Annotated in this window: 12 protein-coding genes; 11 read left to right on the top strand and 1 reads right to left on the bottom strand. The window is 75.2% G+C overall.

Annotated elements, in window-relative coordinates; genetic code table 11:
• A partial coding sequence (locus ACRYM2_RS15295) for a S8 family serine peptidase (protein ID WP_432523264.1) occupies positions 1–1,080 on the bottom strand: 1,080 nt, incomplete at its 3' end.
• Between the two features lie 264 nt (positions 1,081–1,344).
• Between ACRYM2_RS15295 and ACRYM2_RS15290 the strand changes: the two genes are divergently transcribed.
• From ACRYM2_RS15290 to ACRYM2_RS15240, 11 genes are all read left to right on the top strand, one after another.
• Positions 1,345–2,340, top strand: a complete 996-nt coding sequence (locus ACRYM2_RS15290; protein ID WP_432523263.1) for a LacI family DNA-binding transcriptional regulator — start codon at positions 1,345–1,347, stop codon at positions 2,338–2,340.
• 189 nt (positions 2,341–2,529) lie between these two features.
• Complete coding sequence (locus ACRYM2_RS15285; protein ID WP_432523265.1) at positions 2,530–3,708, top strand: sugar ABC transporter substrate-binding protein; 1,179 nt, start codon at positions 2,530–2,532, stop codon at positions 3,706–3,708.
• On the top strand, positions 3,705–4,649 hold the full coding sequence (locus tag ACRYM2_RS15280; protein WP_432523262.1) for a carbohydrate ABC transporter permease: 945 nt from the start codon (positions 3,705–3,707) through the stop codon (positions 4,647–4,649). The genes ACRYM2_RS15285 and ACRYM2_RS15280 overlap by 4 nt, the downstream gene beginning before the upstream one ends.
• An 18-nt stretch (positions 4,650–4,667) precedes the next feature.
• The gene (locus ACRYM2_RS15275; RefSeq protein ID WP_432523261.1) at positions 4,668–5,480 is read left to right on the top strand and encodes a carbohydrate ABC transporter permease; all 813 of its coding nucleotides are present in this window, start codon (positions 4,668–4,670) and stop codon (positions 5,478–5,480) included.
• The gene (locus ACRYM2_RS15270; protein WP_432523260.1) at positions 5,477–6,310 is read left to right on the top strand and encodes a ThuA domain-containing protein; all 834 of its coding nucleotides are present in this window, start codon (positions 5,477–5,479) and stop codon (positions 6,308–6,310) included. Before ACRYM2_RS15275 ends, ACRYM2_RS15270 begins: the two co-directional genes overlap by 4 nt.
• A complete protein-coding gene (locus ACRYM2_RS15265) occupies positions 6,307–7,401 on the top strand; it encodes a Gfo/Idh/MocA family protein (protein ID WP_432523259.1) in 1,095 nt (364 codons plus the stop codon). The genes ACRYM2_RS15270 and ACRYM2_RS15265 overlap by 4 nt, the downstream gene beginning before the upstream one ends.
• A 187-nt stretch (positions 7,402–7,588) precedes the next feature.
• Positions 7,589–8,773: a Gfo/Idh/MocA family protein gene (locus ACRYM2_RS15260; protein WP_432523258.1), complete on the top strand. Its 1,185-nt coding sequence runs from the start codon at positions 7,589–7,591 to the stop codon at positions 8,771–8,773.
• 11 nt (positions 8,774–8,784) lie between these two features.
• The gene (locus ACRYM2_RS15255; RefSeq protein ID WP_432523257.1) at positions 8,785–9,810 is read left to right on the top strand and encodes a sugar phosphate isomerase/epimerase family protein; all 1,026 of its coding nucleotides are present in this window, start codon (positions 8,785–8,787) and stop codon (positions 9,808–9,810) included.
• Between the two features lie 141 nt (positions 9,811–9,951).
• A complete protein-coding gene (locus ACRYM2_RS15250; RefSeq protein ID WP_432523256.1) occupies positions 9,952–12,201 on the top strand; it encodes a diguanylate cyclase domain-containing protein in 2,250 nt (749 codons plus the stop codon).
• Positions 12,202–12,314: 113 nt separating this feature from the next.
• On the top strand, positions 12,315–14,993 hold the full coding sequence (locus ACRYM2_RS15245; protein ID WP_432523255.1) for a diguanylate cyclase domain-containing protein: 2,679 nt from the start codon (positions 12,315–12,317) through the stop codon (positions 14,991–14,993).
• Positions 14,994–15,068: 75 nt separating this feature from the next.
• A complete protein-coding gene (locus tag ACRYM2_RS15240; protein ID WP_432523254.1) occupies positions 15,069–15,608 on the top strand; it encodes a CAP domain-containing protein in 540 nt (179 codons plus the stop codon).
• Positions 15,609–15,631: the final 23 nt, after the last annotated feature.

Here is a 15,631-nt window from a genome sequence, read left to right as displayed (position 1 = left end):
GGTGGCGCGGGCCCAGTCCTTCCACTCCCCGGCGGGCCCGGCCGGGGGGGGGCCCCCCCCCCCCCCCCCCCCCGCCCCCCCCGCGACCTGCGGGGCGGAGAAGGAGGTGCCCGCCACGGCGTAGTACAGGTAGCCGCCGGAGCTCCTCGGGTCCCCGGCGGGGATCCTCTCGCCGGGGGCGCTGAGGTCGACGGCCGCGTTGTGCTGCGCCCAGGCGGCGGCGGCCCCGGTGCTCGTGGACGCCGACACCGAGACCACGCCCGGGTAGGAGGCCGGGTACTCCACGGGGTTGCCCTCGTCGCCGGAGTTGCCCGCCGAGGCGACGACGACGACGCCCTTGCCGATCGCGTACGCGACGGCGTCCGCGGTGACCTGGTTGTACTCGTCGCCGCCGAGGGAGAGGTTGATGACGTCGGCGCCGCGCTCGACGGCCGCGAGGATGCCGTTGACGACCCAGTTGCTCGCGCAGCCCTCGGGCGCGCACACCCGGATGGCGAGGACGTCGACGTCCGGGGCGACACCGGCCGCGCCGACGCCGTTCTGGTAGGCGCCGGCGAGGACGGTGCTCACCTGGGTGCCGTGGGTGCCGATGTCGGTGCCGCTGGCGAAGTTCGGGCCGACGGTGACGCGGCCGGCGATGTCCGGCTGGGTGGGGTCGACCCCGGAGTCCAGGACGGCGACGGTGACGCCGTCGCCCGTGGCCGTCGGCCACGCGCCGTACGCGTCCACGCTCTGCAGGTGGTAGGCCCGGCCGATGTACGGGTCGGCGCTCGCTAGCAGCGTGCGCCCGCGCAGCGGCGCCGCGGACGTCGGCGCGATGGCGTAGGTGGTGCGCACCTGCGCCGAGGAGACGGCCGGGTCGGCCTCCAGGCTCGCCTCCAGGCGCTGCGCGGCCGCGGGGCCGGGCGCGGTGCGCGTGGTCAGCTGCGGGACGCCGTCCACCCAGCGCAGCGCGTCGACGGCCACGGGAGCGCCGGTGCCGGTGGGCACCTCGACGGCCTGCGCGGAGGCGGGGCAGCACAGGGCGAGCGCGAGCAGGCCGGCGCCGAGGACGGCGGGACGGCGGGTGGGGCTGGGCACGGACGCTCCCTCGGGGTCGGGTACCCGCGGAGCATCGGCGGCGGGTCCCCCCAGCTTGACGCCCGGTCCACCGGACAGCCCACCCCGCCGGCGTCGCGGTGCGGGCCGGTCCGTGCACCCGGGCACCGGGGTGCCGGGTGCTGGGGGTTGTCGGGCGCCGCGGGCGTGGGCTACGGTCGCCGTCGACGGCGTCGATACGCATCGACGCACGAGGTTCGACGACCGGTTCGACGACGAGCGGGAGGGGGCGACGTGGCCCGGGCAGTGCCGACCAGCAAGGACGTGGCGCGCGTCGCCGGCGTCTCGCAGAGCACCGTCTCCTACGTGCTCTCCGGCAAGCGGCCCATCTCGGAGAAGACCCGCCGCCTCGTCGAGGACGCCATCGCCGAGCTGACCTACCAGCCCAACGCCGGGGCCCGGGCGCTGGCCAGCCAGCGCACCAACGTCGTCGCGCTCGTCACGCCGTTCCGCAGCGCCCTCGGCGCCCACGGGCTCATGGCCTTCGTCGAGGAGATCGCGCTCGCCGCCCGCTCCCACGACCACGACGTGCTCATGGTCACCGCCGACGAGGGGACCGCGGGCCTGCAGCGCGTGGCCGGGCGCGCCCTGTGCGACGCCATCGTCGTCATGGAGGTCCGCACCCGCGACCCCCGGGCCGAGGTGGCCCGCGGGCTGCGCCTGCCGACCCTGTTCATCGGGGTGCCCGAGGACGCCGAGGGCCTGCACTGCATCGACTTCGACTTCGAGGAGGCCGCCCGGCTGCTCGTCGGCGAGCTCGCTGCGGCCGGTCACCGGCAGCTGGCCGCGGTCGGCTGGGGGCCGGAGGCGGCCGAGCGCGACATCAACTACCTGCCGCGCTTCCGCCGGGCCGCCGAGGAGGCCGCGCGCACCGCCGGCGTCGGGCTGACGTGGGCCGCCCCGGCCCGCGAGGACGTCGGCCGGGCCGTCGCGGACCTGCTCGCCGGTCCCGGCCGGCCGCCCGGCCTGCTGCTGGCCGCCGGTACCGGGCCCGCGCTGGAGGCGGTGCGCGGGCAGGGATTGCGCCCCGGGCGCGACGTCGACGTCGTCGCGCTGGCCACCGACGAGGAAGCCCTCGCGCAGCCGGTGCCGCTGACGGCCGTCTCCCCGCACCCGCGGGAGGTCTCCCGACAGGCCATGCAGTGGCTCTTCGAGCTGCTGGAGGACCCCGCCGCACCACCGCGCACCCGGCGCTTCCCCGCCGCGCTCGTGCGCCGCGCCTCCGTGCGCACCGCCCGCTGACCCGCCCACCTGATGCCCACCACCCCGACCGCCCGCTCGCGCACCCGTCGTCGATACGCATCGACGACCTGGCCCGCACCACCCGTCGACGACGAAGGGAACCGCTCCGTGCCCCAGCCGCCCACCCGCCCCGACCCCGGGCGCAGACCACGGCGCGGCCCCGGCCGCCGGGCCGTCACCACCGCCGGCCTGCTGGCCCCGCTCGGCCTGGCCGCCTGCGGGGAGTCCGGGGTGAGCTCGGACCCGGACGTCCTGCGCGTCCTGGACTCCTACTCCAACGACCCCGACCACCAGATCATCGGCGCCGCCCTCGACGCCGCCGCCGCGAGCGTCGGCGTCACGCTGGAGCGCGTCAGCGTCTCCGGCGGCTCGCTCATCCAGCGCGTGCTGCAGCAGGGCTCCTCGGGAACGCTGCCGGACGTCCTCATGCTCGACAACCCCGACCTGCAGCAGATCGCCTCCACCACCGCGCTCAAGCCCCTCGGGCCGCTGGGCGTCCCGACCGACGGCTACGCCCGCGGTGTCGTCGCCGCCGGCACGTACCAGGGCGAGGTGTACGGGCTGGCCCCCACGGTCAACACCATCGCCCTCTTCTACGACGTCAAGGCCCTCGACGCCGCCGGCGTCGCCCCGCCCACGACGTGGGACGAGCTGCGCGAGGCCGCGGCGACGCTGACCACCGGAGGCCGTTACGGGTTCTCCTTCTGCGCCAACGCCACCTACGAGAACACCTGGCAGTTCCTGCCGTTCTTCTGGACCAACGGCGGCACCGAGCGGAACCTCGACACCCCCGAGGCCGCGCAGGCGCTCCAGCTGCTCACCGACCTCGTCCAGGACGGCACCGCGTCCCGCTCCGTGCTGAACTGGACGCAGGCCGACGTCAAGGACCAGTTCATCTCCGGCAAGGCGGCCATGATGGTCAACGGGCCCTGGCAGCTGCCGGAGATGCAGACGGTCGAAGGTCTGGAGTACGGCATCGCGACCCTGCCGGTGCGCGACCCCGCCACCCAGACCTCCGTCGCCCCGCTGGGCGGCGAGGTGTGGGCGGTCCCGGCCACCGGGAACAGCGCCAAGGAGCAGAAGGCGGCCGAAGTGCTCACCGCCTTCCTCTCCGACGACAGCCAGCTGTCCATGGGCGAGCAGCGCTACACCGTCCCCGGCAAGCCCGGGCTGCGCGAGGAGTACCTGCAGCGCCGCCCGGAGATGGAGACGTTCACCGACCTCATCACCGACGCCCGAGCCCGCACGGCGGAGCTCGGCGAGGACTGGCCCGCCGCGGCGAAGTCCATCTACACCGCCGTGCAGCTCGCGCTGTCCGGGCAGGCCGGCCCGCGCGAGGCGCTGGCGGAAGCGGAGGAGTACCGATGACCACCACGACCACCGACCGCCCCGCCGGGCGCACCGCCGAGCCGGTGCGTCCCGCCGGCCGGCGCGGCAACCGCTGGGTCACCGTCCTCTTCCTCGGCCCCGCGCTCGCCTACCTGGCGCTGTTCTTCGGCTACCCCGTCGTCAAGAACGTCGTCATGGGCTTCCAGCAGTACGACATCGCGACCTTCTTCACGGGTCAGGCCCCGTGGGTCGGCTGGTCGAACTACACCGAGGTCGTCGGCAGCGCGCTGTTCAGCAAGGCGCTGCTCAACACGTTCCTGTTCACGGTCGGCTCGATCGCCGGGCAGTTCGTCCTCGGCATGGCGCTGGCGGTCTTCTTCCGCCGGAAGTTCCCCCTCTCGGGGTTCCTGCGCTCCCTGATCCTGCTGCCCTGGCTCATCCCGCTCATCGTCTCCAGCGCCGTCTGGCGCTGGCTGCTGGACACCGACGGCGGTGCGCTGAACCGGTTCCTCACCGGGGTCGGCCTCGTCGACAGCGGCGTCCCGTGGCTGACGAGCACGTCGCTGGCGCTGGTCTCGGTCATCGCGGTCAACGTCTGGATCGGCATCCCCTTCAACGCCGTCCTGCTGCACGGAGGCCTGCAGGGCATCCCCGACGAGCTGTACGAGGCGGGCGCCCTGGACGGCGCCACCGGGTGGCGGGCGTTCCGGCACATCACCTGGCCGATGCTGCGGCCGGTCGTGAGCGTCACGCTCGTGCTCGGGGTCGTCTACACGCTCAAGGTGCTCGACATCATCCTCGGGCTGACGAACGCCGGGCCGGCGAACGCGACCCAGACGCTGACGACGCAGTCGTACCAGCTGTCCTTCCAGAGCTTCGACTTCGGGCAGGGTGCCGCGGTGAGCAACATCCTCATCGTCATCTCGCTCGTCTTCGCCGTCGTCTACCTGCGCGCCAACCGCCGCTCCGTCGAAGACTGAGCCGAGGGAGGAACCGAAGTGACCACCGTCCGCCGTCCCTGGCTGAACACGGCCCTCGGGCTGCTCATCGTCGCCGTCCTGCTGTTCCCGGTCTACTGGATGCTCAACGCGTCCCTGCAACCGGGCGGCGCCACCCTCGACACCGGCTGGCTGCCGCTGAACCCCGACTTCGCCGGCTACCGCACGGCCATCTCCGAGCAGGGCGCCAACCTCGTCACCTCGCTGGTCGTCGCGCTCGGCAGCGTCGTGCTCAGCCTCGTCGTCGCCGTCCCGGCCGCCTACGCCCTGGCGAAGTTCGACCTGCGCTGGGCGGACGTCGTCCTGTTCGCGATCCTCATCAGCCAGATGATCCCCGGCATCGTCATCGCGAACGCCCTCTACAGCGCCTACGCCGACCTGGGGCTGCTCAACTCGATCCCCGGGCTGATCCTCGCCGACTCCACCTCCGGCATCCCCTTCGCGATCCTCATCTGCCGCGCGCTCATGCAGTCGCTGCCCGACTCCATCGTCGAGGCCGCCCTCGTCGACGGCGCCGGGCCGGTGCGGGCGTTCTTCTCCATCGTCGTGCCGGTCAGCCGCAACGCCCTCATCACCGCCGGCCTCTTCACGTTCCTGTTCACCTGGAGCGACTTCCTCTTCGCCCTCACCCTGACGACGACCGAGGACGTCCGGCCCGTGACGCTGGGCATCTACAACTACATCGGCGCCTACGTCAACGACTGGAGCTCCGTCATGGCGACGGCGGTGCTCGCCTCGCTGCCCGCGGTCGTCCTGCTCGTCGCCGCCCAGAAGTACGTCGCCGCCGGGGCCACCGGCGGAGCCGTCAAGTGAACCCTTCCCACTCCCTGGAGGACACCACCGTGCCCGCACCGATCCGCGTCACCGTCTGGGGCGAGAACCGCCACGAGCAGCTCGAACCGGAGGTCGCCGCGCGCTACCCCGACGGCATGCACGGCGCCGTCGCCGCCGGCATCGAGGAGAACCTCGGCGAGGGCGTCGTGGTGCGCACCGCCACCCTCGACGAGCCCGAGCACGGGCTGACCGAGGAGGTCCTGCGCTCCACCGACGTCCTCACCTGGTGGGGGCACGCCGCCCACGCCGAGGTCTCCGACGAGGTCGTCGAGCGCGTCCACCGCCACGTCCTGGCCGGCATGGGCCTCATCGTCCTGCACTCGGGGCACTGGTCGAAGGTCTTCACCAAGCTCATGGGCACCAGTTGCACGCTGCGCTGGCGCTCCGAGCACGACCGCGAGCTGGTGTGGACCGTCGACCCCACCCACCCCATCGCCCAGGGCGTGCCCCACCCGATGGTCATCGACGAGGACGAGATGTACGGGGAGTTCTTCGACATCCCCGCCCCCGACGAGGTCGTCTTCATCTCCTCCTTCTCCGGCGGCGAGGTGTTCCGCTCCGGCATCACCTTCAAGCGCGGCTACGGGAAGGTCTTCTACTTCCGCCCCGGCGACCAGGACTACCCGGTGTACTTCCACACCGGCGTCCGCAAGGTCATCTCCAACGCCGTCCAGTGGGCGCTCACCGTGCGCCCGGAGCGCACCGACCCGGTGCTGCTGCGCTACGACACCGAGGACTTCTACAACGGCCACGGCTACGGCGGCGCGCTGTCCGCCGAGGCGCTGGCGGCCCAGGAGGCCGCGCAGTGAGGCTCGTCCTCGTCGGCGCCGGCGGCATGGGCAAGGCCTGGCTGCAGACCGTCCTGGCCGACCCGGGCACCGAGCTCGCCGGCATCGTCGACCTCGACCTCGACGTGGCCCGCCGGGCCGCCGCCGACGCCGGCGTCCCCGACACCCCGGTCGGCCGGGACGCCGTGGAGCTGGCGGAGCGGACGGGTGCCGAGGCCGTCGTCAACGTCACCGTCCCCCGGGCGCACCACCCGGTGACGACGGCGGCGCTGTTCGCCGGGCTGCCGGTGCTGGGGGAGAAGCCCGTCGCCGAGACCGTCGCGCAGGGGCTGTCGCTGGCCGCGGCCGCCGAGGCCAGCGGGCAGCTGTTCGTCGTCAGCCAGTCCCGCCGCTACAACCCGCACGTGTTCGCCTTCAAGGAGCAGGCGAAGGTGCTCGGCGAGCTGGGCACGCTGTCGACGGAGTTCTACAAGGCGCCGCGCTTCGGCGGGTTCCGCGAGGAGATGGAGCACGTCCTGCTGGTGGACATGGCCATCCACCCCTTCGACACGGCGCGGTTCCTGCTCGACGCCGAGCCGGTCTCGGTGTACTGCGAGGAGTACAACCCCTCGTGGTCCTGGTACGCCCACGACGCCGCCGCGGCGGCCGTCTTCGAGATGACCGGCGGGCTGCGCTACGTCTACCACGGCAGCTGGTGCGCGCCGGGGGCCGAGACGTCCTGGAACGGCTCCTGGCGCCTGTCCGGCGCGAGCGGCAGCGCGACGTGGAACGGCGACGACGCCCCGGTCCTGGACGCCGAGGGCGTCAGCCCGGCCGCGTCGGCCGACCCCGGTGACGGCATCGCCGGCTCGCTGGCGACCTTCGTCCAGGCGCTGCGCGGCGGGCCGGTCCCGATGGGGGAGGTCCACGAGAACGTCCTCAGCCTGGTGATGGTCGAGGCCGCCGTCGAGTCGAGCACGACCGGTGCGCGGGTGCGCGTGGACGACGTCCTCGAGCGCGCCCACGCCCGCGCGCTGGCCGACGAGCGCCGCGACGACGTGCGCGCGGTGCTGGAGGGCTGGAGCGACGTCCGCGCCGCCCTCACCCTCCCCGCGGCCGCCCCGGCCCGCTGACGCCCGCCCCGCCACCCCCCCCGCCCCACCGTCCCCGCCCCGTCCTCGTCGTGATCTCCCGCGGTGCACCGCGGGGGATCACGGCCGGGAGGGGGCGGGGCGGGGGGCGGTTCCGGCCGCCCGGGCCGGTCAGTACGATCCGCAGCACGAGCCTGACCCGACGAAGAAGTCCCGGAGGTACGCCCGGATGTCCACTGAACTGCCGGAGCTCGGAGTCGCCGTCGTCGGCCACTCCTTCATGGGGGCCGTGCACTCCCACGCGTGGCGCACCGTCGACCACGTCGGCACCCCGCGGTTCCGCACCCGGCGCGTCGCGCTGGCCGGTCGCGACCTGGGGCGGGCGCAGGCCGCCGCGACGCAGTTCGGCTGGGCCGAGGGCCTCGACGACTGGCGCCCGCTGCTGGAGCGCGACGACGTCCAGGTCGTCGACATCCTCACCCCCGGCGACAGCCACGCCGAGATCGCGATCGCGGCCCTGGAGGCCGGCAAGCACGTCATCTGCGAGAAGCCGCTGGCCAAGACGGTCGAGGAGGCGCAGCGCATGACCGAGGCCGCGCAGGCGGCCTCCGCGCGGGGCGTGCGCAGCATGGTGGCCTTCAACTACCGCAAGGTGCCCGCGATCGGGCTGGCCCGCCAGCTCGTCGAGGCCGGCCGCCTCGGCGAGGTGCGCCAGGTGCGCGCGGTGTACCTGCAGGACTGGATCGTCGACCCCGAGTTCCCGCTGACGTGGCGGCTGCAGAAGGACCGCTCCGGCGCGGGCGCGCTGGGCGACATCGGCTCGCACATCATCGACGCGGCGCAGTTCATCACCGGCCAGCGCCTGACGGGCGTGTCCGGCACCGTCGAGACGTTCGTCAAGACCCGCCCGCTGGAGGCGGCCCGCACCGGCCAGAACACCGGCCTGGGCGCGCAGGCGTCGGCCGAGCGCGGCGAGGTCACCGTCGACGACGCGGCCGTGTTCTTCGGCCGCGGCGACGGCGGCGCGCTCATGACCTTCGAGGCGACCCGGATGGCCCTGGGACGCAAGAACGGCATGCGCATCGAGGTCAACGGCTCCGAGGGCAGCATCGCCTTCGACTTCGAGTCGATGAACGAGCTGCACTTCTTCGACGGCACGCTGCCGGACGCCGAGAACGGCTTCCGACGCATCCTGGCCACCGAGCCGGAGCACCCGGGCGTGTCCAACTGGTGGCCGGCCGGGCACGGCCTGGGCTACGACCACCCGTTCGTGCACGAGCTGCAGGAGTTCCTCGGCGCCATCGCCGACGAGCGCGACCCGAGCCCGAGCTTCGCCGACGGCCTGCAGGTGCAGCAGGTGCTGGAGGCCGTGCAGCGCAGCGCCGACAACCAGTCCGTCTACACGAGCATCTGAGGAGCAGCCCCGTGGCCGAGCCCCTGAAGACCCCGCGCCCCGTCACCCTGTTCACCGGCCAGTGGGCCGACCTGCCCTTCGAGGAGGTCTGCCGCCTCGCCTCCGAGTGGGGCTTCGACGGCCTGGAGATCGCCACCTGGGGCGACCACCTGGACTCCACCCGCGGCGCCCGCGACGACGACTACATCGCGCAGAAGAAGGCGACGCTGGAGAAGCACGGCCTCGAGGTGTGGACGATCTCCGCGCACCTGTCCGGCCAGGCCGTGTGCGACCTCATCGACGCCCGCCACCAGGACATCGTCTCCGAGGCCGTGTGGGGCGACGGCGAGCCCGAGGGCGTGCGCCGGCGGGCCGCCGAGTACGTCAAGGACACCGCCCGCACCGCCGCCAGGCTCGGCGTCAAGACCGTCACCGGCTTCACCGGCTCCTCGATCTGGCACACCGTGGCGATGTTCCCGCCCACCCCCGAGTCGATGGTCGAGGCCGGCTACCAGGACTTCGCCGACCGCTGGAACCCGATCCTCGACGTCTTCGACGAGGTCGGCGTGAAGTTCGCCCACGAGGTGCACCCCTCGGAGATCGCCTACGACTACTGGACGACCAAGCGCGCGCTGGAGGTCATCGGCCACCGCCCGGCGTTCGGGCTGAACTTCGACCCCAGCCACTTCGTGTGGCAGGACCTGGACCCGATCGGCTTCCTGCGCGACTTCGCCGACCGCATCTACCACGTGCACTGCAAGGACTCGCGCAAGCAGCTCGACGGCCGCGCCGGCCGCCTCGGCTCGCACCTGGCCTGGGCGGACTCGCGCCGCGGCTGGGACTTCACCTCCGTCGGCCACGGCGACGTGCCGTGGGAGCTGATCTTCCGCGAGCTGAACAACATCGGCTACGCGGGCCCGACGAGCGTGGAGTGGGAGGACGCCGGCGTGGACCGCCTGCGCGGCGCGCCCGACGCCCTGGCGTTCGTGCGCCGCCTCGGCGAGCTCTTCCAGCCGCCGGCCGCCGCCTTCGACGCGGCCTTCAGCTCCAAGGGCTGACCCCCGCCCGCCCGGGCGGGGCGCCTGCCGCGCACCGTCCGGGCGGCGCCCCGCTCAAGGTCCCGCGGCGCCCGGCCGATCCCCGACGAGGGCGCCGAGGGACGGTGCCCCGCGGGTGGTGGGTGCTCGGAGGTGGTCGCCGTGGGTGCAGGCGAGGCCCTCGTGCCGCCCGTCGGCGAACCCGCCGTCCTGGGCCGGCACCCGTGGCTGCGCCGCGTCCTCTTCGCCGTCCTCATGGCGCTCGCCGTCCTCGTCGGCCACGCCGCGCAGGTCGCCGACACGGTGCCCTTCCTGTCGCCGGTGCCCGCCGTGGCGGTGCTGTGGCTGGCCGGTTCCCCCGGCCGGCGCGAGCGCGTCCTGGACGCGCTCGCGCTCGTCGCCGCCGTCGCGCTCGTGGTGCACCTCACCGGGGCACCGCCCCGGGCCGCCTGCGCGCTGGCCGTGGCGACCGCGGTGCAGGCCCTGGCCGCCGCGTGGACTCACCGGCTGCTGCGCCCTGCGGGCCTGCGGCTGCGCACCGCCCGCGACCTCGCCGTCCTCGCCGCGGGCGCGGGCGCCGGGGCGCTGGTCTCCGCCCCCCTCGCGCTGCTCGGCGGGGTGCTCACCTCACCGCACCCGGTCGTCTCGGCGGGGCTGTGGCTGCTGCACGGCTCCGTCAGCGCCTTCGTCGTCCTGGCCGCCGTGCTGCACGCCGGTGGCGGGGCGCCCGGGGAGGGCCGGCGCGCGCCGCTGCCCGAGCGCTGTGCCGTCGCCGCCGGCTTCGCGCTGGTCTACGTGCTCTCCTTCTGGGTGTGGCCGCAGGCCGGGGTGGTCTTCGGCTTCCTGCCGGTCGCCGTCTGGGCCGCCGTCCGCGAGAGCCTGCGGGCGGTGACGGTCCACCTGCTCGTGCTGACCGGCGCCGTCGTCGTGGCCGCGCGGTGCGGGCGCGACCCGTGGGCCGCCTCGCCGCCCGAGCTGCACGTGCTCGTCGTCGAGGCGTTCCTCGGCGCCTTCGCCGTCACCGTCCTCGTCCTCGCGCTCGCCCGCGCCGAGGGCGAGCGCAACGGCCGCCTGGTGCGCGAGCAGGCGGACCTGCTCACGGCCGTCTTCGCCTCGATCGACGACGCCGTGACGGTGGTGGACGCGCACGGGCGGCTGCTGCTGCGCAACCGGGCGGCCGACGACCTGTTCGGCGGGACCGACGTCCCCGGCATGGCCGACCCCGCCTCCGGGGAGGGCTTCTTCCGGCTCGACGGGACCCGCACCGAGCACGAGGACCTGCCCGTCGTGCGGGCGCTGCGCGGCACGCCCGTCGTCGCCGTCGAGGGCCGGCTCGTCTCCACGGCCCACCCGCGGGGCCGGCTCGTGCGGGTCAGCGCCCACCCGCTGCCGCCCGCGCCGGGTGCGCCGTGGAGCGGGGGAGCCGTCGCGGCCCTGCACGACGTCACCGACCTGCGCGCCGCGGTCGCGGAGCTCGAGCGTGCCCACGACCTGTTCGCCAGCGTCCTGGACGCCGCCACCGACCACGCGATCGTGGCCTGCGACCCGCAGGGGCGCGTCTCGCTGTTCAACGAGGGCGCCGAGCGGATCCTCGGCCGGCGCGAGCAGGACGTGCTGGGCCGCAGCGTGCTGGAGCTGTACGAGCCCGAGGACCTGCCGGCGATCGCCCGGGGGCTCGGCCTGGAGGGCCCCGGCGACCTGTTCGCCACCGGCCGGGGCGGGCGGCCGGTGACCTTCCGCGCCCGCTACCTGCGCGCCGACGGCAGCGCGGTGCCGGTGAGCGTCACCAGCGCGGCCATGACGGCCGCCGACGGCCGCGTCACCGGCTACACCAGCCTGGCCACCGACATCACCGCCCAGCTGGCCGCCGAGCAGCGGCTGGCCCACCAGGCGCTGCACGACGCCCTGACGGGGCTGGCCAACCGGACCCTGCTGCACCGGCGGCTGGAGGAGGCCGCCGCGCAGCCGCTGGGGCTGCTCTACGTCGACCTCGACGGGTTCAAGGCCGTCAACGACACCGCCGGGCACGCCGCCGGCGACGCGGTGCTCGTCGAGGTCGCCCGCCGGTTGCGCGCGTGCGTGCGCCCCGGCGACACCGTCGCGCGCCTGGGCGGCGACGAGTTCGCCGTCCTGTGCCCGGCGGCACCGCGGGAGGCGGTGACCGCCACGGCCGCCAGGGTCCTGCAGGCGCTGCGGCCTCCCGTGGCGCTGGCCGGCGGGGACGCCGTCGTCGGCGCCAGCGTCGGGGTGCGCTGGAGCGCCGGCGGCCCGGCGGCAGCGCCCGCCGAGCAGGTGCTGCGCGAGGCCGACGAGGCGATGTACGAGGCCAAGCGGGCCGGCAAGGACCAGGTCGTCGTGCACGGCGGGCGGTGCCCGGGCGCCCGGGCGCTGCCCGTCCGCGCCGGCTCCTGAGCGGGAGCGGCGCGGATCCCGCACCCCGGCTCAAGCAGCGCACCCGCACGGCCGATCCCACGGGTGGTGCGTCCAGGACCGGCGCTCCACCCGGACCGTGCTCAGGAGGTGTCGTGCCCGCCAGCGACCCCCTGGTGCCGTGGCTGGCCGAGCCGGCGCCGCTGCGCTCCGGCACCTGGCGCCGCCGCGCGCTCTTCTGCCTGCTGGTGGTGGCCGCGACGCTGCTGGGCCGCAGCGCCCAGGCCGACGGCGCCCACCTCGCGATCGTCTGGCCCGCCTCGGCGGTGGGCCTGCTGTGGCTGGCCGGGTCGCCGGGTCGCCGCGCCCGCGTCGTCGACGCCGCGCTGCTGCTCGGCGGGACCCTCGCGCTGCGCCTGCTGACCGGGATGCCGCCGCTGGAGTCGGCGACCCTGTCCGCCGCCGCCGTCGCGCAGGCCCTCTGCGGCGCGTGGGCGTACCGGTGGCTGCAGCCCGGCGGGTTCCGCCTGGCCTCGGTCGCCCACCTGCGCACCCTCGTGCTGTCCTCGCTGGCCGGGGCCGTGGGCTCCGCGCCGATCGCCCTCACCGGCTTCCTGCTCACCGACGGCGTGCCGGCCGCGCTCTCCAGCGCCCAGTGGGTGCTGCGCACCACCGTCTCCACCTTCGTCGTCCTCGCCGTGGCCCTGCGCAGCGCGGAGCGGCGCCCGCACGCGCCCGGCAGCACCGCCTCGCGCGCCGAGCGCTGGGCGCTGCTGGCGACCTCGGTCGCGGCCTACGCCCTGGCGTTCTGGGTGCTGCGCGGCTACGCGGTGACCTTCCTGGTGCTGCTCGTCGCCGTGTGGGCCGCGCTGCGGCGCACGACGACGGCCGCCACCGTGCACCTCGTGCTCGCCTCCGGCGCCGTCGTCGTGGCCACCTGGGCCGGCGGCGGCCCGTGGCACGACCTGCCGGCGGACCTGCAGGCGATGTGCGCTGAGGCGTTCATCGGCACCCTCGGCGTCCTCGTCCTGGTCCTGGCCCTCTCCCGCGACGAGAACGCCGCGAGCGCCGAGAGCGCGGCCCGCTCGGCGGCCACCGCCGCCGAGCAGGCCGACCTGCTGACCGCCGTCTTCGGCTCCATCTCCGACGCGGTCTGCGTCTTCGACCGCCACGGGAACTCGCTGCTGCGCAACCCGGCGGCCGAGCGCCTGGTCCTCGACCCGGGCCGGGCCACCCGCGCGGACTGGGGCAGCACGCTGCTGTTCCGCCGGCCCGACGGCGAGCCGTTCCCGCAGGACGAGCTGCCCATCGTGCGCGCGCTGGCCGGTGAGGCCGTCGAGGACGTGGACCTGCTGCTCGTCAACCGCTCCCACCCCGACGGGGTCCTGCTCAACGTCAGCGCCCACCCGCTGCCGCGCGAGCGCGGCGCGGTCTGGAGCGGCGGCGTCGTCGCCGCCTTCCACGACGTCGGCGAGGTGCGCGCCGCCGCCGCCCGGGTCGCCGAGGCGCACGACCTGCTCTCCAACGTGCTCGCGGCGGCGACCGAGCACGCGATCATCGCCGTCGACCTGCGGGGGCGGATCACCGTCTTCAACGAGGGTGCCGAGCGGATGCTCGGCTGGTCCGCCGAGGAGGTGCTCGGCCGGGACGGCCTGCTCGTGCACGACCCCGACGAGGTGGCGCAGGTCGCCGCCCGGCTGGGCGTGCAGGACCCCCGCCAGGTCTTCGCCCTGGCGGCCGCCGGCGGGCCCGCGACCGCGCGGATGACCTACGTGCGCCGCGACGGCAGCAGGCTGCCGGTGAGCCTGACGACCTCGCCCATGCACGACCGCGACGGGGGGCTGCTGGGCCTGATCGGCATGGCCACCGACGTCTCCGAGCTGGAGGACTCCGAGGCGCTGCTGCGCGCCGCCTTCGAGACCGCGCCCGTCGGCTTCGCGATGCTCGCGACGACCGGCCCGCGGGCCGGGCGGATGCTGCGCGTCAACCGCTCGCTGTGCCGGTTCACCGGCCGCGCGGAGGGGGAGCTGCTCGGGACCGCGTTCGTCGACCTCGGCCCCGACGGGGCCCGCCGCGACTTCGCCCAGCTGTTCGCGCCGGTGCTCACCGGCGGGCTGCGCGAGCTCGTCGTCGACGTGCGGCTGCTCGCCGCGGACGGCCGCGAGCTCGTCGCGGAGGTGTCGGCGACGCTGGTGCGCCCGCACACCGGCGACGCCACGCTGCTGTGCCTGGTCGAGGACGTCACCGAGCGCCGGGCGCTGCAGTCGGAGCTGCGCCACCGGGCGCTGCACGACCCGCTGACGGGGCTGCCGAACCGCACGCTGTTCGTGGACCGCCTGGAGCACGCCGTCGCGGCCGCCGAGCGCGAGCGCACCCGGGTGGGGCTGCTGTACGTCGACCTCGACGGGTTCAAGGCGGTCAACGACACCGCCGGCCACGCCGCCGGCGACGAGGTGCTCGTGCACGTCGCGCAGCTGCTGACCCGCTGCGTGCGCCCCGGCGACACCGTCGCGCGCCTGGGCGGCGACGAGTTCGCCATCGTCTGCCCGGGCACGAACGGCGAGGGGGACCTGGTGGCGATCGGGCACCGGGTGATCGCCGCGCTGGCCGCCCCCGTCCCGGTGGGCGGGTACGAGGCGGTCGTGGGGGCGAGCATCGGCGTGCGCGCCTGCGACGGCAGCGCCCCGGCGGAGCGGCTGCTGCGCGAGGCCGACGAGGCGATGTACGCGGCCAAGCGCGCCGGGCGGGGCCAGGTGGTCGTGCACCGCGGGCCGCAGGGAACCGCCCGGGCGGTTCCCGCGTCCCAGGAGGACGGGGTCGTGCACCCTGCGTGACGTGTTGGGTACGTTGTGTGTGGTACATCTCACAACCTCCACCGGTCCTCCGCACGGACTGGTTGAGTTCGGCCCATGACGACGCACGTGGTCCCCCCGCTCGCGCGCCGCCGCACCCGCCGATCCCTCGTGTCCGGTGCCGCTGCCCTCACCGCCGTTGCCGCCCTCGCCGCGGCCGCTCTCGCCACCGCCGCCCCCGCCGCCGCCGACGAGGTCCCCGGACCCGGCGCACCGGCCGACCCGCGGGTCCTGCTGGTGCTGGAGCGGACCAACGCCGCCCGCGCCGCCGTCGGCTGCGCACCGCTGCAGCTGGCCGACCCGCTGACGGCGGCCGCCGACCGGCACAGCGCCGAGATGGCCGCCACCGGCACCATGACCCACACCGGCCTCGACGGGAGCACCCCCCGCACCCGGCTGGCCGCCGTCGGCGTGCAGCCCCGGCGCACCGCGGAGAACGTGGCCTTCGGCTACGGCGCCGCCGCCGTCGTGGACGCCTGGCTGGCCAGCCCGGGCCACCGCGCCAACCTCCTCGACTGCCGCCTCGGCCTCGTCGGCATCGCCGAGCGCACCGGCGCCACCGGGCCCTACTGGACGCAGGTCCTCGCCGGCCTCTGAGCCCGGCACCCGGTCCGCCGACG

Source organism: Kineococcus aridisoli, assembly GCF_050871885.1.
In the GTDB taxonomy this organism is placed as follows: domain Bacteria; phylum Actinomycetota; class Actinomycetes; order Actinomycetales; family Kineococcaceae; genus Kineococcus.
The sequence above is the reverse complement of the archived record's forward strand: the minus strand, read 5'-3'. Positions and strand labels throughout refer to the sequence as shown.